Genomic DNA, 20181 nt, shown 5'->3' with positions numbered 1-20181 from the left:
GCAACTCGTCACATCTGACGACGACTGCGCCCCGGCCGGCGGCGCTACACTGCGGCCCATGCGCACGAACCGACTCGCCTTCCTTGCCATGGCCGCAGCGCCTCTGATGCTGGCCGCGTTGTTCACATCGCCCACCGAAGCTGCCGCGCAGTGGAAGTGGCGTGACGCCCAGGGCCAGATCCAGTACAGCGACCGCCCGCCGCCCCCCGGCGTGCTGGACAAGGACATTCTGGGGCGCCCCAGCGGTTCGGCCCGCGCTGCGCAAGCGCTGCCCAGCGCGCCTGTACCAGCCGCCCCAGCAGCCGCGCTGCCCGGCCTGAAGTCCTCCGACCCCGAGTTGGAAGCCCGCAAGCGCAAGGCCGAGGCGGAGAAGGACGCCGCCAAGAAGGCCGCCGACGCAGAGCGGGCCAAGACCCGCGCAGCCAATTGTGAACGTGCCCGCAGCTACCAGCGCTCGCTGGACAGTGGCATGCGCATCGCCCGCACCACTGCGAGTGGCGAGCGAGAGGTCCTTGATGACGCGGCCCGCGCCCAGGAGACCTCGCGCAACCGCGAGGTGCTCAACAGCAACTGCAAATGAGCCTTGCCGACGGCCCGAAGGCGTCAGCCTGCCGGGTCGTCCAGGCGTCTGTCGGGCGCCTGGGTCATGTCCACCACGCGCCCCTTCGCCCGGTGAACGCCCTTGGGCAGTTTTTCACCATGTGCACGGTAGCGTACGCGCCGCGCCTCTTTGGGGTCGACCTTGAGTGCGCGATAGCACTCCACCCGATCGCCTTCACGCAAGGGCGCATCCAGAGCAACCTTTCGCCCCCAGATCCCCACGTGTGCGCCATCCACGGCGCCATCAGCCCCCCTCGGCGGCCACAGCCCACAGGCCACCAGCGCATCCTGAACCGTGGATCCGGCCGGCAATGCCAGAGCGCGAAGCATCATCTGGCGCGGCCCCGTACTCCAGACCACCTCGACGTTCAGTGTGCCCGCCGCAGGCTCGATCACAGCAGGCTCAGCGGGCGCCATACACCTGCTCCGCACGCTTGACGAAGGCATCGACGAAGGTGTTGGCGATGCGGTCGAACACGGGGCTCACGACCAGTTCCAGAGGCCGGTTGGCGAAGGCGTACTGCAGCGAGAACTCCACCTTGCAGGCCGTGGGCTGTGCAGCGGCGCCCTCGCCCTGCGCGGGCTGGCCTGGCGCCTGCAACGGGATGAACTTCCACACGCCTTCCAGCTTGGAGAACGGGCCATCCACCAGTTTCATCACCACCTGCTCGGCATCGACGTTGACGTTGCGCGTGGTGAAGGCCTGGCGCACACCGGCAAACGCGATGTGCAGGCGCGCTGTGACGCCATCGTCGTGCGTCTGCAGCACCTCGGCCCTTTCACACCAGGGCAGGAACTTGGGGTAGTCTTGCACGTTGGTCACCAGCGCGTACATCTCGCGGGGTGAATACCAGAGCAGGACAGACTTTTGGACATGCTTCATAGAATGTCGCCATTTTAGAGACGCCACGCCTTTCCATGTCGATCGCAGAGAATAGAAAAGCCTTATTCAACTACCACATTGAGGAACGCTTCGAGGCAGGCATCGTGCTGGAAGGCTGGGAAGTGAAGGCCATCCGCGAAGGGCAAGTGCAACTGACGGACGGCTACGTGGTCGTCAAGGACGGCGAACTCTTCCTGATTGGCCTGCGCATCAACGCGCTGCGTTCGGCGTCCACGCACATCAAGCCCGAGGCCGACCGCACCAAGAAGCTCCTGATGCACCGCCAGGAGATCCGCCGCCTGATCGGCAAGACCGAGCAAAAAGGCTACACCCTGGTGCCGCTGAACCTGCACTACAAGGGTGGTCGCGTGAAGGCAGACATCGGCCTGGCCAAGGGCAAGGCCGAGCACGACAAGCGCAACACCATCAAGGACCGGGATTGGGAACGGGAAAAGGGCCGCCTGATGCGGCACAAGGTCTCGTCGGCCGGCAAGGATTGAGCCGTTTGCGGCCTTGTTCGCAGGTTCAGGCGGGTGTGTCGAGCGCCTGAAGCGCCTGTGTCAGATCGGCGATCAGGTCATCGACCTGCTCCAGCCCGATCGCGAAACGCACCAAAGTACCGCGCTGCGTGGCAAAAGGCCCATGCCGGCGCATGCCCTGGATCTCATAGGGCACGACCAGGCTGACCGGCCCACCCCATGAATAGCCGATCTTGAACAGGCGCAGGGCATCGACGAAGGCATCGACCTGCTGCGCACTGTGGCGCTCGCCATCGAACACCACGGACACGAGACCTGCCGCAGCACCACAGGTGGCCGCCCAGTGGGCGTGCCCGGGCGATCCCGGCAAGGCCGGGTGCAACACCTGGGCAAACTCAGGCTGGCCTTCGCACCACTGTGCAATGCGCCGGGCAGCAGCATCCTGGGCCGCATAGCGCAAGGGCATGCTGGCCAGGCCCCGCAAGATGCCTTCGACATCGTTGGCGCCCACGCCCAGGCCCAGGCGCATGTGCGTCATGTTGAGCTGGTGGTGCATGGCCGGATCGCGCGTGGTGATCGCGCCCATCAGCACATCACCGCCGCCAGAGGGGTACTTGGTGAGCGCATGGATGGAGATGTCCACCGCCTGCGGGCCCTGTGGTGTGGGAATGGCAAAGGCATTGAAGGCCAGGCCCGCGCCCCAGGTGTTGTCCAGCGCCACTGTGATGCGGGGGTGGCGGCGCGCCACAGCCAGCAGGCCGACCAGATCCGGAAACTCCAGCGTGACGGAACCGGCCGCCTCCAACCAGACCAGGCGGGTGCGCTCGTTGATCAGGCGCTCGAGCGAAGCAGCGTCCTGCGAATCGTAGAAGTGATGCTCAACGCCCCACTGCTTGAGATCGCCCCGCGCGAAATCCTTGTTGGGGCCGTAGGCGTTGTCGGGGATCAGCACCTCTTCACCCGGGCGCAGCAGGGACAGCCCCACCACGCCGATGGCCGCCAAGCCAGAAGGAACGAGCAAGGTGCGCGTACCGCCATCCAGCGTGGACAGGCGCTCTTCCAGCGTGAAGGTGCTGGGCGTGCCGTGCAGGCCGTAGGTGTAGCCGCTCTTGTCCTTCCACTGGCGCGAGCGCAGGGCCGCCGTGTTCTCGAAGATCACGGTAGAGGCCTTGAAGATGCCCGGCACCACGGACTTGAAACCACCAGGCGGCTCGTAGCCGTGGTGGATCAGGTCTGTGCTGGTAACGGTGGGCGTGCCGGTCTTGTCGCTGCTCATGCGCGCAAGGATACCGGGCGACGCTCAGATCGGCATGGCGATCAGGTCATGCCCTTCGACAGCCACGATCTTGGCGCGGGTGAACTCGCCCACCTTGAGCGTCTTGCTGGCCTTCTGCGGCGGCAGCAGGCGCACGGTGCCGTCGATCTCGGGGGCATCGGCGTAGCAGCGCCCCACCCCGCCCTTGCGACCCAGCGCCGGGGCGCTGTCCACCAGCACCTGCATGGTCGCGCCGACGCGCTCCTGCAGCTTGGCGATGGAGACCTGCTCGGCCACGGCCATGAAACGGGCGCGGCGATCCTCGCGCACCTCGTCGGGCAAGGCACCGGGCAGTTCGTTGGCCGGCGCGCCTTCGATGGGTGAATAGGCGAAGCAGCCGGCACGGTCGATGCGGGCTTCGCGCATGAAGTCCAGCAGGTAGTCGAACTCTTCTTCCGTCTCGCCCGGGAAGCCGGCGATGAAGGTGCTGCGCACGACGATTTCGGGGCAGATCTCGCGCCAGCGGCGCAGGCGATCGAGGTTCTTCTCGCCGTTGGCTGGGCGCTTCATGCGCTTGAGCATGTCCGGGTGGGCGTGCTGGAAAGGCACGTCCAGGTAAGGCAGCACCAGGCCCTGGGCCATCAGCGGCACGATCTCATCGACATGCGGATAGGGGTAGACGTAGTGCAGGCGCACCCAGGCGCCGTGCTGCTGGGCCAGCGCACCGAGCTGCTCGACCATGTCGTACATCTTGGTCTTGACGGGCTTGCCATCCCAGAAGCCAGTGCGGTACTTCACGTCCACGCCATAGGCGCTGGTGTCCTGGCTGATGACCAGCAGTTCCTTCACGCCGGATTCGAACAGGGCCTTGGCCTCGCTCAGCACCTCGCCGATGGGGCGAGACACCAGATCGCCGCGCATGCTGGGGATGATGCAGAAGCTGCAGCGGTGATTGCAGCCTTCGCTGATCTTCAGGTAGGCGTAGTGCTTGGGCGTGAGCTTGATACCGGCCACGCCGCGTGCCTCGGGCACCAGGTCGATGAAGGGGTCGTGCGGCTTGGGCACGTGCACGTGCACGGCGTCCATCACCTCCTGCGTGGCGTGCGGGCCAGTGACGGCCAGCACCTTGGGGTGCACCTGGCGGATCAGGTTCTCGCCGCCCTCGCCTGCCTTGGCGCCCAGGCAGCCGGTCACAATGACCTTGCCGTTCTCGGCCAGTGCCTCGCCGATGGTGTCCAGGCTTTCCTTGACGGCATCGTCGATGAAGCCGCAGGTGTTCACGATGACCAGGTCGGCGCCGTTGAAGGTCTTGCTGGTCTCGTAGCCCTCGGCCCGCAGTTGGGTGAGGATCAATTCGGAATCAGTAAGCGCCTTGGGGCAACCCAGTGAAACGAAACCAATTTTGGGCGCGGGTGCGCCAGGAACTACCGGGGGGACGGCGGAGGAAAGGGTCGGGTCGAACGTCATGGGGGTGGATTGTCGGGGAAATCGGCCGGGCTGAGAACCGAAAGGCCCAGGTGAGGCCCCTCAAATTGGGCATTTCAGGCGACAAGCGGCTGAACAGGAGGCTGTCTGCGACATGAACAGCAGTTACAGTCTCGCTCTGGCGCACGTGGCCCGTTTCCGGACACGGCCCATCCCCCCATTCGAACGAATTGAAGGAGCCCCCGTGGCCGCCAGCAGCCTGCTTGCCCTGATCGACGACATCGCCACCGTACTGGACGATGTGTCCGTGATGACCAAGGTCGCCGCCAAGAAAACAGCCGGGGTGCTGGGCGATGACCTGGCGCTCAATGCCCAGCAGGTCACCGGCGTCAAGGCCGACCGTGAGCTGCCAGTGGTCTGGGCCGTGGCGGTGGGCTCGCTGCGCAACAAGGTGATCCTGGTGCCGGCCGCGCTGGCCATCAGCGCCTTCGCGCCCTGGGCGGTCACGCCGCTGCTGATGCTGGGCGGGGCCTTCCTGTGCTTCGAGGGCTTCGAGAAGCTGGCGCACAAGTTCCTGCACAGCGATGCCGAGGATGCGGCCCATCACGCCGAACACGTGCAGGCCTTGAACAACGAGGCCGTCGACATCGTCGCCTTCGAGAAGGAGAAGATCAAGGGCGCGGTGCGCACCGACTTCATCCTCTCGGCCGAGATCATCGCCATCACGCTGGGCACCGTGGCCAATGCGCCCTTCATGCAGCAAGTGACGGTGCTCACCGGCATCGCGCTGATCATGACGGTGGGCGTCTATGGCCTGGTCGCTGGCATCGTCAAGCTTGACGACGGCGGGCTGTACCTCAGCACGCGCAAGGGTGCAGGCGCGCTCATGGGCGCCGTGCGCGCCCTGGGCCGGGGCATGCTGGGCATTGCCCCCTACCTGATGAAGACGCTGTCCGTGGTGGGCACTGCGGCCATGTTCATGGTGGGCGGCGGCATCCTGACCCACGGCATCCCGGTGGTGCACCATGCCATCCAGTATGCGGCCGAAGCCACCGCCACCGTGCCCGGCATTGGCGGCGTGCTGCAGGCCCTCACGCCCACGGCACTGGATGCGCTGTTCGGCATCGTGGCCGGCGCGGTGGTGCTGGCAGGCGTGATGCTGGTGTCGCGGCTGCGCGGCAAAAAGTGAAGCCTGATATCACCATCCGCCAGGCCCGCGCATCGGATGTCGAGGCCATTGCGGCCATCTACAACGGCTACGTCGAAACCACTGTCATCTCGTTCGAGACCGAGCCAGTGCCAGTGGCCGAGATGGCCCAGCGCATCCAGGACCGCCTGGCCCGCTACGACTGGCTGGTGGCCGTGCGTCAGGGTCGATTGATTGGCTACGCCTACTACGGCCAGTTCCGCACCCGTGCCGCTTACGACCATGTGGTCGAAAGCACGGTCTACGTGGCGGAGGATGCGGCCAGGCTTGGCGTGGGCCGGCGCCTGTACGCCGACATGATCGCCTCTGCACAGGCCAAGGGCTTTCGCGAGATCATCGGGGTGATCGCCCTGCCCAATGACGCCAGCGAGCAGTTGCATGCCCGCATGGGTTTCACGCTGGTGGGCCGCCTGCCCAAGGTGGGCTACAAGTTCGGGCGCTACATTGACGTGAGCTTCTGGCAGTGGTCGGCGCCAGAAGACACCCCCTCCGCCGACCAGCCCCTGTCCAAGGCTTCCGAGGAAACAAGCTGATGCTCACCACCCTGGGCCTGATCCTGAGCGCGGTCGTGGCCGCCCTGCACCTGTACTTCCTGGTACTGGAGATGTTCCTGTGGGACAAACCCGCCGGGCGCAAGGCCTTCGGGCTCAAGCAGGAGTTCGCCACGGCCACCAAGGCGCTGGCGGCCAACCAGGGGCTGTACAACGGCTTCCTGGTGGCGGGCCTGGTATGGGGCTTGCTGCTGGGCCCTCAGGCGGGCCTGCACATCCTGTTCTTCTTCCTGGGCTGCGTGGTCGTGGCTGGCGTGTTTGGCGCCATCACGGTCAGCAAGAAGATCTTCTTCGTGCAGGCGCTGCCAGCGCTGATCGCCGGGGCCTTGCTGCTGGTTGGCTAAGCCCACTGCCGGGCTGAGCCTGAGCCGCCTCAGGCCTTGGACTCGTCCGAGCCGAAGGCGTGTTCCGGCATCTCGGGCAGCCAGTCGATGTGGTGCCCGAGCTTGAGGGCCTTCGTGGCCAGGTAGTGCTCGTTCTCGGCCTGCGGCTGGCTGCGCACCGGCACGCGCTCGGTGACCTTGACGCCATGCTTTTCGAGCGTGGCCACCTTGCGGGGGTTGTTGGTCATCAGGCGCACTTCCTTGATGTCCAACTGATCCAGCATGCAGGCAGCGATGTCGAAGTTGCGCAAATCGGCGGCGAAGCCCAGGCGCAGGTTGGCCTCGACCGTGTCCAGGCCTTCATCCTGCAGGGCGTAGGCCTTGAGCTTGTTGATCAGGCCGATGCCACGCCCCTCCTGACGCAGGTAGAGCACGGCGCCGCGCCCCTCTTCGCCGATCTGGCGCAGCGCGAAATGCAACTGCGGGCCGCAATCGCAACGCAGCGAGCCGAAGACATCGCCGGTCATGCACTCGCTGTGCACGCGCACCAGCGCGGTCCCGGCCACATCGCCCATGACCATGGCCACATGCTCCAGGCCGGAAGGCTCTTCCTTGAAGAGCTTCATGATGAAGGTGCCCTGGTCCGTGGGCACGCGGGCCTGGGCCACCAGGGTGATCTTGGTGGCGGGTTGGCTGGAAGGGGTCTGCGGCGAAATCATGAAACTTCAGCGGGGCATCAAGCGATCTTGTCCCTCTATTCTCGCAGGTCGGTCAATCCCCCGCCTCGCGGACAAGATCAACCCTGGGCCAGCAGGGTGGCCAGCTCGGCCGCAGAGCGCACGCCCAGCTTGGAAAACACCCTGGCGCGGTGGACCTCCACCGTGCGCACGGCGATGTGCAGCTCGTCGGCGATCACCTTGTTGAGTTTTCCGGCCGCCACGCGGTGCATGACCTCCCGTTCACGATCGCTCAGGCTGGCCAGGCGGGCATCGCGTTCGGCGTGGCGGGTGTCGTCCACCGACATGGCCGATTCCACGGCCAGGGCCTGCTCGATGCGGTCGACCAGGGTGTTGTCGCTGTAAGGCTTCTCCAGGAAATCGAAAGCGCCCTTCTTGAGCGCCTCGACCACCATCGGGATATCGCCGTGCCCGCTGAGGAACAGCACCGGGTTGCGCAGCCCCTGGGCGATCAGGGCTTCGTGCAGTTGCAGGCCGGACATGGGCTCCATGCGCACATCCACCACGAACACACCGCGGACTGGGCGGGCTGGCACCGCCTCCAGGTGTGCGAGCAGGTCGGGGCCGCTGGCAAAGCCGTAGACCAGCAGGCCACGCGAGCCGAGCAGGAAGGTCAAGGCATCCCGCACGATGGCTTCGTCGTCCACCAGGTAGACGATGCCCTTGTCGAGCGGCGTGGCAGCCGTGTTCATGAAGCGCTTTCCTTGGGGTTGGCGGCGAGATTCGGGGCATTCGGCTCGGCAGCGCTGGGCAGATCGGGCTCCGCCTCCGCATCCTCCACGCCGTCCGCGTCGAACGACTCCCCCTCTCGCCAGCAGGGTACCGTGAATGAAAACACTGCGCCACCGCCCGGGGCCTCTTCGGCATCCAGCGCGCCGTAGTGCAGCTCGACGATGGAGCGGCAAATGGCCAGGCCCATGCCCATGCCCTCGGCCTTGGTGGAGAAAAACGGCGCACACAGCGTTTCGATGGACTGGCCGCCCAGGCCCGGCCCATTGTCGGTGACCTGCACCTTGACGAAGCGGCCATCCGGCGCAAGGGCCGTGATCACCTGCAACTGGCGGCTGCCGGGGCGCGTGGCCAGCGCATCGCAGGCATTGCGCACCAGGTTGGCGGCCACCTGCTCGATCAGGATGGGGTCGACCATCACCGGCGGCAATGCGCGATCAAGCTGCAGGCTCAGGAACACGCCATGGCGCAGCATGTCGCGGCGCTGCAGGTCCACGGCGGCGCGCACGATCTGGTTGATGTCGCCCTGCTCGCGCTGGGGCTCGCGGCGCGTGAGGAATTCACGGATGCGCTTGACGATGCGGCCGGCGTGGGCAGCCTGCTCGCCCAGGCGCTGCAGCGCGCCCAGCAGCAGCGGATCGGTGTGCGGATGGCGCTGCAGGGCATTGAGCACGCCGGCGTTGTAGCTGGTGATGGCCGACAGTGGCTGGTTGAGCTCGTGTGCCAGGGTAGAGGCCACCTCGCCCAGCATGGTCAGGCGGGAATGGTGCGCCATGGTGTCCGCCTGGCGGCGCTCGCGCTCTTCCAGGCGCTTGCGCTCGGTAATGTTGAGCACCGAGGCCATCCAGCCGATGTGGCGGCCCTGCGCATCCACCAGGCGGGCTTCGAACACCATCACGTCGAGCACATGGCCGTCACGGTGCTGCCAGCGTGATTCATAGCCTTCGCGCGGAGCTTGGCCAGCCATGTTGCGCAAGTGGCGGCGCATGGAGTCTTCCTGCTCGTCCTTGGGCCAGTACAGCATCGGGGGCATCTGGCCGATCAGCTCTTCGGGCTGGTAGCCGAGCATGTCGGCCATGGTCTTGTTGACGTAGACCAGGCGGCCTTCCAGATCACGGGCGCGCAGGCCCACGGCCAGGGAATCCTCCATGGCCGTGCGCCAGGCCGTTTCGGTACGCCAGGCCCTCTCCGCGCGCTCGACGGCCAGCATCTGGCGGCGCAGCGTCCAGGAGGCCGCGCCGACCAGCAGCAAAAAACCGCCCATCAGGGCCATGGGCAGCGTGCGCCACCAAGGGGTGCGCCGCTCGCGCGAGGCCAGTTCCAGCCAGCCCTGGGCCATCGAGGGGCCCATGGTCTTGCGGTACCAGAGCTGGTCGGGGGCACGCTCGCCCTCGGCGGTGGCCGCGATGACCTCCTCGGAGGTGTCCAGCAGGCGGATGTCGTACTTGCGGGCCAGCCACCAGGGCACCCGCTGGCGCAGCAGGTTGGTGTAGGAGTAGCGCGCCACCAGCAGGCCGCCGCGGTTGGGCAGCGCCACGCTCAAATGCCCCGCCAGGCCGCGCTCGCCAGTGCCAGCGCGCAGGGGAGCGTTGGCGGGCAGCGCGTCATCAGGCACCTGGGCCACGATGCGCCCCTGCGCATCCACCCAGGTGACGCTGACCCAGAAGCGCCGCAGGCCATCGAGCAGCAGCGCGTGGCGGGCAAAGGTGTCCGGGCCCGTGTGATGCGCCCTCATGTCCTCGGCCAGCGCGGTGAGCCGGGCGGTTTCGGCGTCCAGCGTGCCGCTGAGCTGGGATTCGAGCGTGAGCGCATCGGTGATCAGCTCCGCACGGCGGGCCTCCTGCTCATCGGCGTCGGAGCGGATCATCCAGCCCAGCACCCCCGCCACGAACACCAGCGACAGCAGCAGCGGCCAGGCCCACAGGCTGCGCGGCCCGCCCACGCGCCGGCCCAGCAGCTTGAAGCGCGGGCTGGGGGGGACGGCCAGTTCTGGCCGTGGCGGCACGGAGAGCGGTGAACGCATGCGGGAAAGTCTAGTCCTTGGCTGGCCCGCCTTATAAGGGATAACCCGCCGAACACAACACCCTGCGCGCAGAAATGTGGAACTCCACAATTACCCCCTGAACAGGGGACACCAAGAATGGCCGCACCCCATTCCCGGAAATCCAAACATGACACATCCGCTGACTGCGCCGTCATTCATGCGCCGTGGTCTGATCGCGATCGGCGCGGCCTTCGCGATGGTCCCCGCCGCCTTCGCCCAGGCCCCCATCGTCATCAAGTTCAGCCACGTGGTGGCCAACGACACGCCCAAGGGCAAGGCCGCTGAATTCTTCGCCAAGCGTGCCGCCGAACTCACCAAGGGCCGCGTCAAGGTCGAGGTCTACCCCAACAGCCAGCTCTACAAGGACAAGGAAGAGATGGAGGCCCTGCAGTTGGGCTCCGTGCAGATGCTGGCCCCCTCGCTCTCGAAGTTCGCGCCGCTGGGCGTGAAGGAGTTCGAGGTGTTCGACCTGCCCTTCATCTTCGACGACTACAACGACCTGCACAAGGTGACCGGCGGCCCCGTGGGCGCCAAGCTGCTCAAGAAGCTGGAATCGCGCGGCATCACCGGCCTGGCCTACTGGGACAACGGCTTCAAGGTGATGTCGGCCAACAAGCCGCTCAAGGCCGTGGCCGACTACAAGGGCCTGAAGATGCGCATCCAGTCGTCCAAGGTGCTTGATGCCCAGATGCGCGCCCTGGGCGCCCTGCCCCAGGTGCTGCCTTTCTCCGACACCTACCAGGCGCTGCAAACCGGCGTGGTCGATGGCACCGAGAACCCGCCGTCCAACCTGTACACGCAGAAGATGCACGAAGTGCAGCGGCATGTGAGCGTGACCAACCACGGTTACCTGGGCTACGCCGTTGTCGTCAACAAGAAGTTCTGGGACGGCCTGCCCGGCGCTGTTCGCAACGCGCTGATCAAGGCCATGGGCGAAGCCACCAAGGTGGCCAACGACACCGCCTTCAACGACAACCAGGATGCCCTGGCCAAGGTCAAGGCCAGCGGCAAGACCACGGTCTACGTGCCCACCATCGGCGAGCGCTTCCAGCTCAAGAAGGCCCTGGTGCCGGTGCACAAGCAATTGGCCTCGCGCGTGGGCGACGAGACCATCCAGGACATCTACAACGCCACCGGCTTCAAGCTGGACAGCCTTTGACCCCACGGCCGACCGGCACGGGCCGGCGGCGCTTCTTGTGTTTGTTGTTTGAGTTGAGACACGGAGACATACCATGAACCCCATCCGCCGCCTGTCACTGCTGGCCCTGGCCGCCAGCCTCGCCTTGCCCGCCATTGGTGTGCAGGCCCAGCAATATCCCGACAAGCCGATCACGATGATCATCCCGTTCGCGGCCGGCGGCCCCACCGACACCGTGGGCCGCATCTACGCCCAGTCGATGACGGGCTTCCTTAAGCAACAGGTGATCGTCGAGAACGTGGGCGGTGCCGGCGGCACGCTGGGTGCGGCACGCGTGGCCCGTGCCGAGCCCAACGGCTACACCATCTTCTTGCACCACATCGGCCAGTCCACCGCGCCCGGCCTGTACCGCAAGCTGCCTTACAACGCGGTCGATGACTTCTCGCCCATCGGTATGGTGGCCGACGTGCCCATGACCATCGTGGCGCGCAAGGATTTCCCCGCCAAGGACCTGAAAGAGCTGATCGCCTATGTCAAGAAGAACCAGGACAAGGTGACCTACGCCAACGCCGGCGTGGGATCAGCCTCACACCTTTGCGGCATGCTGTTCATGTCGGCCGTGCAGGCCAACCTGACGACCGTGCCGTACAAGGGCACCGGCCCGGCGATGAACGATCTGCTGGGCGGCCAGGTGGACTTCATGTGCGACCAGACCACCAACACCTCGGGCCAGATCAAGGCCGGCAAGATCAAGGCCTACGCAGTGACCACCAAGACCAAGGTGGCCTCGCTGCCCAACCTGCCGACCATGGATTCATCGGGCCTGCCCGGCTTCGAAGTGGCCGTGTGGCACGCCATGTACGCCCCGAAAAACACGCCCAAGCCGGTGATCGACAAGCTGGTCGCGGCGCTGCAGCACGCCATCAAGGACCCCAACGTCAAGGCCAAGCTGGCTGACCTGGGCACCGAGCCCGTGGCGCTGACCCGCGCCACGCCAGAGGCGCTGGACAAGGAACTGCGCTCCGAGATCGTCAAGTGGACGCGCATCATCAAGCAGGCTGGCGTCTACGCCGACTGATTGATCCCCGCTGATAACTGACTAACTGCTGACGCGCTCACGCGCGCCCATGCCGCCCGGGCCCTGCAGCGCCCGGGTGGTGTCTCCTCACGTTCATCGTTGACCCTTGCGAGGATCACCATGCCATCGTTCATCCGCAGCCCGAAGGACTTCGTCTCCGGCCTGCTGTTCCTCCTCATCGGCCTGGCCGCCATGCTGATCGCCAGCGACTACCCCATGGGCAAGGCCGTCCGCATGGGGCCGGGCTACTACCCCATGGTCCTGAGCGGCCTGCTCGTCATCGTCGGCCTGGCCTGCATGATCAAGTCGCTGGCCACCACCGGCCCCGCGCTCGAGCGCGTGCAGTTCAAGCCCCTGATCCTGATCACCGTCTCCGTGGTGCTGTTCGGCCTGCTGCTGCGCAATGCCGGCATGGTCGTGGCGCTGGCCGTGTCCATCTACCTGAGCAGCCTGGCCAGCAGCCGCTTCACGGTCAAGGCCGCCACGATCACCTTCGTGCTGCTGACCCTGTTTTGTTGGGGCGTGTTCATCAAGGCGCTCAGCCTACCCATCCCCCTCGTCGGCCCCTGGTTCAGCGCCCTGGGCCTGAGCTGATCCACCCTGCACATCGGAGTTGACACATGGAATTCCTGGGTGACATCGGCCTGGGCCTGCAGACGGCCCTGAGCCTGCACAACCTCATGTACTGCCTGCTCGGCGTGTTCCTCGGCACCGCCGTGGGCGTGCTGCCGGGGCTGGGGCCCATCGCCACCATCGCGATGCTGCTGCCCGTCACGTTCGGGCTGGACGCCACGGCCTCGCTGATCATGCTGGCCGGCATCTACTACGGCGCGCAATACGGCGGCTCGACCACGGCCATCCTGGTGAACCTGCCGGGTGAGTCGTCATCCGTGGTGACCGCGCTGGACGGCTACCAGATGGCTCGCAAAGGCCGCGCCGGCGCAGCCTTGGCCACGGCGGCCATCGGCTCGTTCTTCGCGGGCACGGTGGCCACCTTCATCATTGCGCTGTTCGCGCCCCCCCTGGCCGACCTGGCCCTGAAGTTCGGCCCGGCCGAGTACTTCTCGCTGATGGTGCTGGGACTGGTGGCTTCGGTCGTGCTGGCCAGCGGCTCGCTGCTCAAGGCCTTCGGCATGATCATCCTGGGCCTGCTGGTGAGTACCGTGGGTACGGACGTGAACTCCGGCGCGCAGCGCTTCACCTTCGACACCCCCGAGATGGCCGACGGCATCAGCTTTGTCGTGATCGCCATGGGCATGTTCGGTCTGGGCGAGATCATCCGCGAGCTGGAGCACGAGAGCACCCGCAGCGTGCTGATGAGCAAGGTGACGGGGCTGATGCCCACGCGCGATGATTTCAAGCGCATGGTCGCGCCCATCCTGCGCGGCACGGGCCTGGGCTCGTTGCTGGGCATCCTGCCGGGCGGCGGCGCCATGCTGGCCTCGTTTGCGGCCTACTCGATCGAGAAGAAGGTGTCCAAGAACGGCCACGAGTTCGGCAAGGGCGCCATCGAAGGCGTGGCCGCGCCCGAGGCCGCCAACAACGCCGGCGCGCAGACATCCTTCATCCCGATGCTGACGCTGGGCATCCCTTCGAACCCGGTGATGGCGCTGATGATCGGCGCGATGATCATCCAGGGCATCCAGCCCGGCCCGGCCGTGATGACCGAACAGCCCGCGCTGTTCTGGGGAATGATCGTGTCGATGTGGGTGGGCAACGTCTTCCTGGTGATCCTGAACCTGCCGATGATCGGCTTGTGGGTGAAGATGATCTCCATCCCCTACCGCATCCTCTACCCCATCATCCTGGCGTTCTGCGCCATCGGCGTGTTCAGCGTCAACAACGCCACCTTCGATGTCTATCTGATGGCGCTGTTCGGTGTGGCTGGCTACGTGTTCGCCAAGCTCGAGTGCGAGCCGGCGCCCATGCTGATGGCCTACGTGCTGGGCTCGATGATGGAGGAGTACCTGCGCCGCGCCCTGCTGCTGTCGCGCGGTGATCCGATGGTGTTCCTGGAGCGCCCGATCAGCCTGACGATGCTGCTGCTGGCTGCGGCCGCCCTGGCGGTGGTGCTGCTGCCGGCGATCCGCAACAAGCGTGAGGAGGCGTTCGCAGAAGAAGGCTGAGCACCCATTTTCGCCATTCAGCGCGGTGCAAGCACCGCCGCAAAGCCGCAATAGCCCGGTGCTTTCGCGGCTTTTTTGTGTTGCGCCAGAGAAACAAAACCGCGAAAGATAATGAGAATGATTCACATTAGATCTATAATTTCGGACTTGGCGGCCTGCAGCCCATCCATGGACGAATGCGTTCGTTGCAGGCCTTCTTCCAGTTGCACCTTCCACGTTGTTCTCGGCTGCCAGGCAAGCATTGCCTGCCCAGGCCCGTGACGTACTGTGTGCGCCGGCCTAGCTGTCATCATGCAAAATTCCCTGCTGCCCCTCGCCACGCCCTTGCGGCATTTCGCCAAACTGATTCCTGTCGCATCGGCCGCCTGCCTGTGCTCCGCCACCTGGGCGCAGGAAGCCACCGCCGACGAGGCCCTGCCCACCATTTCGGTGAAGGCCTCCCGCAAGACCGAACCTGACGTCTACGAGGCCCTGGGCCGCTCCAAGCCTGTGAGTGCCTCCACAGGCCTGGCGCTGACACCGCGCGAGACGCCTCAATCGGTGAGCACGGTGGAGCGGGAACTGATCGAACAGCGTTCGCTGACCAGCGTTGATGCGGTGCTGCGCGGCACCACCGGTGTCCACGTGAGCTTCTACGACACTCAACGTCCGCTCTACTACTCGCGCGGCTTCCTGATCACCGATTTCCAGGTCGATGGCCTGCCGACCTTCAGCAACAGCACCAACCAGGAGTTCGACACCGCGATCTACGAGCGTGTCGAGATCGTGCGCGGTGCCAACGGCATCCTGACCGGGGTCGGCACGCCGTCGGCCACCATCAACCTGATCCGCAAGCGTCCCACACGCACCTTCAGTGGCACGGCATCCGTGTCGGTGGGCAGTTGGGACTACTACCGCGGCGAAGTCGACCTGAACGTGCCGTTGAACCAGGACGGCAGCGTGCGCAGCCGCTGGGTGGTTGCCCCGCAGAAGCGCCACAGCTTCCGTGACCGCTACCAGGAGAACAAGTACGCACTGCTGGGCGTGATCGAGGCCGACATTGGCCGCTCCACGGTTGCCTCGGTGGGCTATCAGCGCCAGAAAAACGATCCGAAGGCAGGCATCTGGGGCGCGATTCCCCGATTCGCCTCGGACGGTAGCCTGGCCGACCTGCCGCGTTCGACCAGCTTCTCTCCCGACTGGACACGTTGGTCGCGCGAGTCCGGCACCCTGTTCGCAACACTGGAGCACCAGTTCAACGCGACCTGGTCGCTGAAAGCCACGCTCAACCATACCGAAGGCGATACTTACAGCCTGCGCACCTACGGGTATGGCAGCACCACCAGCAATGCGCCCTTCCCCGACCGCGCAACCGGGACCGGCGTGAGGCTCTACGGGGCCATCGGCAGCGGCTCCGAGGCGATGGACACCTTGGACGCCCGCCTGTCTGGCCAACTCAGCTTCTGGGGACGCAAACACGATGTGTTCGTGGGTTTCAGCAGCCTGCGCACCGACACCCTCACCGACCGCTACACCGGCAGCTACAGCTACACCATTCCCAACCTGAACACCTGGGATGGTTCTGCACCGGAGCCGACGGGCTACACCCGCACCGGCGCCTACACGAACCAGCAGACCAGCCAGGATGCCGTGTACGCCTCGGCACGCTGGCGTCTGGCCGAACCCCTGTCTCTGCTGACCGGTGTGCGGTACACCAACTGGCGCCGTCACACCGACAACTACGGCACCACCGGCGCCTACGTCAATACCACCGCAAAGCAGTCGGTGGGGCGCGAACCTTCGCCATTCTTGGGGGTGGTCTATGACCTCACCCAGAACCTGTCTGCGTACGCCAGCCATACCGGTATCTTCAACCCGCAGAACTACAGGGATCGCAACAACAACCCGCTGGATCCAGTCAAGGGAACCAGCAACGAGATCGGCATCAAGGGTGACTGGCCAACGCAAGGCATCTCGGGCTCGTTCGCCGTGTTCGAGGTCAAGCAGGACAACTATGGCGTGGTCGACATCCCGAACTACCTGGATGGCGGCACGGTTTCGGCCTACGCCGCTGTGAACGGCACCAAGACCAAGGGCTGGGAAGCGGACATGGCCGCGCGCCTGACCTCCAACTGGCAGGCCACTGCCGGTGTGACACGGGTCCTGACCACGCGTAACGCCGCTGACCTGACCTATGCCAACCTGCCTGAATGGCTTGTGAAGCTGGGCACGCAGTACCGCATGTCGGGTGTGCTGCAGCCGGTTGAGCTTGGCGCGCAACTGCTGTGGCAGGGGCAGATGGACGCGGTCAACGTGCCCAGCCCCTCCGGCCCGACCAAGGTCAAGCAATCGCCGTTCGGCCTGCTCAACCTCAACGCCAGTTGGCGCTTCACCGAGTCCACCAGCGTCAACCTGGCTGTCACCAACGCCCTGGACAAGACTTACTGGGCCACGCTGGACTACGCCAACTACGGCGAGCCGCGCTTCATCAGCCTGACGCTGCGCACTCGCTTCTGATGCCTGGAGGCGGCAACGCCTCCATCAGCGGTAAGCCAAGGGGCCTGCTCCATCCAAGGGGCAGGCCTTTTTTTCGTCCGATCCGACGCTGGCGCAACGGACTGGCACGATGTTTGATGCATGCTTGCAGGAATGTGCAGGCCGCCACAAGCAGCATGACACATCCCAGGAACATCAACCCACTGTTTTCCGCATGGTCACCAAGGCAGCCCCCACCCCGTCCGCTTCGGCCTCATCCAGCACGACTGCGACAACAAAGAACGCCACCAAAAGCGCGGTGAAAACCGCGATCAAGACGGCAAGCAAGGCCCCCAGCGGCCGCCGCAACGAGCCTCTGCTTAAGGACATCCGGCTGCTGGGCCGCGTCCTGGGCGACGTGATCCGCGAACAGGAAGGTCGCGAGGCCTTTGACCTGATCGAGCGCATCCGCCAGTTGGCCGTGGCCTACCGCGCCCGCAAGGACGACCAGGCCGGCAAGGACATGGACCGCCTGCTCAAGAACCTGTCGGCCGACCAGAGCGTGTCGGTGATCCGGGCCTTCAGCTACTTCTCTCATCTGGCCAACCTGGCGGAAGACCGCCACCAGGTGCGCCAGGCCGCGCAGCTGCCCGCCAAGACCGCTCCCGAAGGCTCGCTCGAAGCCGCCTTCAAGCGCCTGTCCGACGAGGGCGTGCGCAACGATGAGATCGCCGCGCTGCTCAAGCGCGCCTACCTGTCACCCGTGCTCACGGCCCACCCCACCGAGGTGCAGCGCAAGTCCATCCTGGACACCGAGCGCAGCATCTCCGACCTGATCACCCGCCTCGACGGCGCCGACGGCCTGGCCCGCACCGAGATCGAGATCGCCCTGCGCGCCCGCGTGACGCAGCTGTGGCAGACGCGCATGCTGCGCTTCACCAAGCTCACCGTGGCCGACGAGATCGAGAACGCGCTGAGCTATTACCAGAGCACCTTCCTGCGCGAGATCCCCCGCCTGTACGGCCAGATCGAACGCGCCCTGCCCGGGCGCGAGATCGCGCCCTTCTTGCGCATGGGCAACTGGATCGGCGGCGACCGTGACGGCAACCCCAATGTCAGTGCACAGACGCTGAAGCTGGCTTTGTCGCGCCAGGCCGAGGTAGCGCTGCGCCACTACCTGGTCGAGGTGCACCACCTGGGCGCCGAGCTGTCGATGTCGGCCCGGCTGGTGAGCTGCACGCCCGAGATGCAGGCCCTGGCCCAACGTTCGCCCGATCAGAACCAGCACCGCGCCGACGAGCCCTACCGCCGCGCCCTGACCGGCGTGTACGCCCGCCTGGCCGCTACCCTGCACGACCTGACCGGCACCGAGGCCCTGCGCCACGCCGTGGCCCCGCAGGATGCCTACGCCAGCGCCGAGGAGTTCCTGGCCGATCTGCACACCGTGGATGCCTCGCTGCGCGCCCACCATGCCGGTGCCCTGGCCGACCTGCGCGTGCGTCCGCTGATCCGCGCCGTGCAGGTCTTCGGCTTCCACCTGGCCACGCTGGACCTGCGCCAGAGCTCCGACCAGCACGAACTGGTCATCGCCGAACTGCTGGCCACCGCCCGCGTCGAGCCCGACTACGCCAGCCTGGATGAAGACGCCAAGCAGGCCCTGATGCAGCGCCTGCTGGGCGAGGCCCGCCCCCTGCGCGTGCCCGGCGCCACCTACAGCGAACTGGCCCTGCACGAGCTGGCCATCTTCGAAGCCGCCGCCCAGGCCCGCAAGGCCTACGGCCCGCAGGCCCTGCGCCACTACATCATCTCGCACACCGAAACGGTGAGCGACCTGCTGGAAGTGCTGCTGCTGCAGAAGGAATGCGGCCTGATGCGCGGCACGCTGGACGACCCGCAATCAGCGGCCGACCTGATCGTGGTGCCCCTGTTCGAGACCATCGCCGACCTGCGCCACGCCCCCGGCATCATGCAGGGCTTCTACGCCGTGCCCGGCGTGGCCGAACTGGTCAAGCGCTCGGGCAGCGAGCAGGACATCATGCTGGGCTACAGCGACAGCAACAAGGATGGCGGCTTCTTCACCAGCAACTGGGAGCTCTACCGCGCCGAGATCGCGCTGGTGGCCTTTTTCGACCAGCTCAAAAAGCAACACGGCATCCGCCTGCGCCTGTTCCATGGCCGCGGCGGCACCGTGGGCCGCGGTGGTGGCCCCTCGCACCAGGCCATCCTGGCGCAGCCGCCGGGCACGGTGAACGGCCAGATCCGCCTGACGGAGCAAGGCGAGGTGATCGCCTCCAAGTACGCCCACCCCGAGATCGGCCGGCGCAACCTGGAAACCCTGGTCGCCGCCATGCTGGAGGCCAGCCTGATCGAGCCCGCCAAGCCAGTGCCGCAAGCCTTCCTGCAGGCCGCAGATACCATCTCGCAGGCCAGCATGGCCGCCTACCGCAAGCTGGTCTACGAGACCCCGGGCTTCACCGACTACTTCTTCTCGGCCACGCCCATCCGCGAGATCGCCGACCTGAACATCGGCTCGCGCCCAGCCTCGCGCAAGGCCACCCGCCGCATCGAGGATCTGCGCGCCATCCCCTGGGGCTTTTCGTGGGGCCAGTGCCGCGTCGCCCTGCCCGGCTGGTTCGGCCTGGGCTCGGCCATCGAAGGCTTCCTGAGCGCACCGGGCACCGAGCGCAAGGCCCAGTTGGCCGTGCTGCAGCGCATGCACAAGCAGTGGCCGTTCTTTCGCACGCTGCTGTCCAACATGGACATGGTGCTGGCCAAGAGCGATCTGGGCATCGCCGCGCGCTATGTGGAACTCGTCGAGGACAAGCGCCTGGGCAAGAAAATCATGGTGGCCATCCGCGCCGAATGGGATCTCACTAACCAGGCGCTCAACCAGGTCACGGGCACCAAGGGGCGCCTGGCCACCCAGCCTGACCTGGCCGGCTTCCTGAACTACCGCTTCCCGTATGTGGACCCGCTGAACCACCTGCAAGTGGAGCTGATGCGCCGCCACCGCAAGGCGCCGGATCTGCGCGCCTCCGGCGTCGAAGGTGAGACCGTGGCCGACCGGGTGCAGCGCGGCATCCTGCTGTCCATCAACGGGGTGGCGGCGGGGCTGCGCAACACGGGCTGACGCCCGACGCCTTTCCCGTGCG

The 20181-nt window shown here is 66.0% G+C and carries 18 protein-coding genes; 11 read left to right on the top strand and 7 right to left on the bottom strand.

The genetic code is table 11. From position 1 onward, the window contains the following. The first annotated feature begins 88 nt into the window (after nt 1-88). The gene (locus tag WAQ08_RS03605; RefSeq protein ID WP_422189268.1) at nt 89-580 is read left to right on the top strand and encodes a DUF4124 domain-containing protein; all 492 of its coding nucleotides are present in this window, start codon (nt 89-91) and stop codon (nt 578-580) included. Between the two features lie 23 nt (nt 581-603). Here WAQ08_RS03605 and WAQ08_RS03600 read toward each other — a convergent pair whose 3' ends face one another. Together WAQ08_RS03600 and WAQ08_RS03595 are read right to left on the bottom strand one after the other, a co-directional pair. Beyond that, nucleotides 604-1017 (bottom strand): RnfH family protein, encoded by a 414-nt coding sequence (locus WAQ08_RS03600; protein WP_422189267.1) that lies wholly within the window; start codon nt 1015-1017, stop codon nt 604-606. Continuing rightward, on the bottom strand, nt 1004-1483 hold the full coding sequence (locus WAQ08_RS03595; RefSeq protein WP_422189266.1) for a type II toxin-antitoxin system RatA family toxin: 480 nt from the start codon (nt 1481-1483) through the stop codon (nt 1004-1006). Before WAQ08_RS03595 ends, WAQ08_RS03600 begins: the two co-directional genes overlap by 14 nt. Nucleotides 1484-1518: 35 nt before the next feature. On the opposite strand from WAQ08_RS03595, the gene smpB reads away from it, so the two are divergent. Continuing rightward, a complete protein-coding gene (gene smpB, locus WAQ08_RS03590; RefSeq protein ID WP_422189265.1) occupies nt 1519-1983 on the top strand; it encodes an SsrA-binding protein SmpB in 465 nt (154 codons plus the stop codon). Between the two features lie 25 nt (nt 1984-2008). On the opposite strand, the gene WAQ08_RS03585 is transcribed toward smpB, so the two are convergent. Both WAQ08_RS03585 and rimO read right to left on the bottom strand, forming a co-directional pair. After that, nucleotides 2009-3238: a PLP-dependent transferase gene (locus WAQ08_RS03585; RefSeq protein WP_422189264.1), complete on the bottom strand. Its 1230-nt coding sequence runs from the start codon at nt 3236-3238 to the stop codon at nt 2009-2011. A 24-nt stretch (nt 3239-3262) separates the two neighbouring features. After that, nucleotides 3263-4684, bottom strand: a complete 1422-nt coding sequence (rimO, locus tag WAQ08_RS03580; RefSeq protein WP_422189263.1) for a 30S ribosomal protein S12 methylthiotransferase RimO — start codon at nt 4682-4684, stop codon at nt 3263-3265. Between the two features lie 202 nt (nt 4685-4886). Between rimO and WAQ08_RS03575 the strand changes: the two genes are divergently transcribed. The 3 genes from WAQ08_RS03575 to WAQ08_RS03565 are packed head-to-tail and all read left to right on the top strand — an operon-like array spanning nt 4887 to nt 6744. Next, a complete protein-coding gene (locus tag WAQ08_RS03575) occupies nt 4887-5831 on the top strand; it encodes a DUF808 domain-containing protein (protein WP_422189262.1) in 945 nt (314 codons plus the stop codon). Beyond that, nucleotides 5828-6382 carry a GNAT family N-acetyltransferase gene (locus WAQ08_RS03570; RefSeq protein ID WP_422189261.1) on the top strand — a complete coding sequence of 185 codons (555 nt, stop codon included), beginning with the start codon at nt 5828-5830 and terminating at the stop codon, nt 6380-6382. Before WAQ08_RS03575 ends, WAQ08_RS03570 begins: the two co-directional genes overlap by 4 nt. After that, a complete protein-coding gene (locus WAQ08_RS03565; protein WP_422189260.1) occupies nt 6382-6744 on the top strand; it encodes a DUF1304 domain-containing protein in 363 nt (120 codons plus the stop codon). The genes WAQ08_RS03570 and WAQ08_RS03565 overlap by 1 nt, the downstream gene beginning before the upstream one ends. A gap of 29 nt (nt 6745-6773) precedes the next feature. Here the strand turns inward: WAQ08_RS03565 and ribA are convergent, their stop codons facing one another. The 3 genes from ribA to WAQ08_RS03550 form a co-directional block, all read right to left on the bottom strand. Further along, complete coding sequence (gene ribA, locus WAQ08_RS03560; protein ID WP_422189259.1) at nt 6774-7442, bottom strand: GTP cyclohydrolase II; 669 nt, start codon at nt 7440-7442, stop codon at nt 6774-6776. Between the two features lie 77 nt (nt 7443-7519). After that, nucleotides 7520-8152, bottom strand: coding sequence for a response regulator transcription factor (locus WAQ08_RS03555; RefSeq protein ID WP_422189258.1), 633 nt, complete (start codon nt 8150-8152; stop codon nt 7520-7522). Next, nucleotides 8149-10212 (bottom strand): sensor histidine kinase, encoded by a 2064-nt coding sequence (locus WAQ08_RS03550; protein ID WP_422189257.1) that lies wholly within the window; start codon nt 10210-10212, stop codon nt 8149-8151. The genes WAQ08_RS03555 and WAQ08_RS03550 overlap by 4 nt, the downstream gene beginning before the upstream one ends. 178 nt (nt 10213-10390) lie before the next feature. Between WAQ08_RS03550 and WAQ08_RS03545 the strand changes: the two genes are divergently transcribed. From WAQ08_RS03545 to ppc, 6 genes are all read left to right on the top strand, one after another. After that, nucleotides 10391-11392 (top strand): TRAP transporter substrate-binding protein, encoded by a 1002-nt coding sequence (locus WAQ08_RS03545; RefSeq protein WP_422189341.1) that lies wholly within the window; start codon nt 10391-10393, stop codon nt 11390-11392. Nucleotides 11393-11465: 73 nt separating this feature from the next. Next, nucleotides 11466-12449, top strand: a complete 984-nt coding sequence (locus tag WAQ08_RS03540; RefSeq protein ID WP_422189256.1) for a tripartite tricarboxylate transporter substrate binding protein BugD — start codon at nt 11466-11468, stop codon at nt 12447-12449. A gap of 120 nt (nt 12450-12569) precedes the next feature. Further along, on the top strand, nt 12570-13043 hold the full coding sequence (locus tag WAQ08_RS03535) for a tripartite tricarboxylate transporter TctB family protein (protein WP_422189255.1): 474 nt from the start codon (nt 12570-12572) through the stop codon (nt 13041-13043). A 26-nt stretch (nt 13044-13069) separates the two neighbouring features. After that, entirely contained in the window at nt 13070-14575 is a 1506-nt protein-coding gene (locus WAQ08_RS03530) for a tripartite tricarboxylate transporter permease (RefSeq protein ID WP_422189254.1), read from the top strand. Between the two features lie 291 nt (nt 14576-14866). Further along, nucleotides 14867-17071, top strand: a complete 2205-nt coding sequence (locus tag WAQ08_RS03525) for a TonB-dependent siderophore receptor (RefSeq protein WP_422189253.1) — start codon at nt 14867-14869, stop codon at nt 17069-17071. Between the two features lie 193 nt (nt 17072-17264). Next, nucleotides 17265-20159, top strand: a complete 2895-nt coding sequence (gene ppc / locus WAQ08_RS03520; protein ID WP_422189252.1) for a phosphoenolpyruvate carboxylase — start codon at nt 17265-17267, stop codon at nt 20157-20159. Nucleotides 20160-20181: the final 22 nt, after the last annotated feature.

The organism is Aquabacterium sp. (assembly GCF_049274795.1).
Taxonomy (GTDB): domain Bacteria; phylum Pseudomonadota; class Gammaproteobacteria; order Burkholderiales; family Burkholderiaceae_C; genus Aquabacterium.
This window is presented reverse-complemented; position numbering and strand designations above follow the sequence as displayed.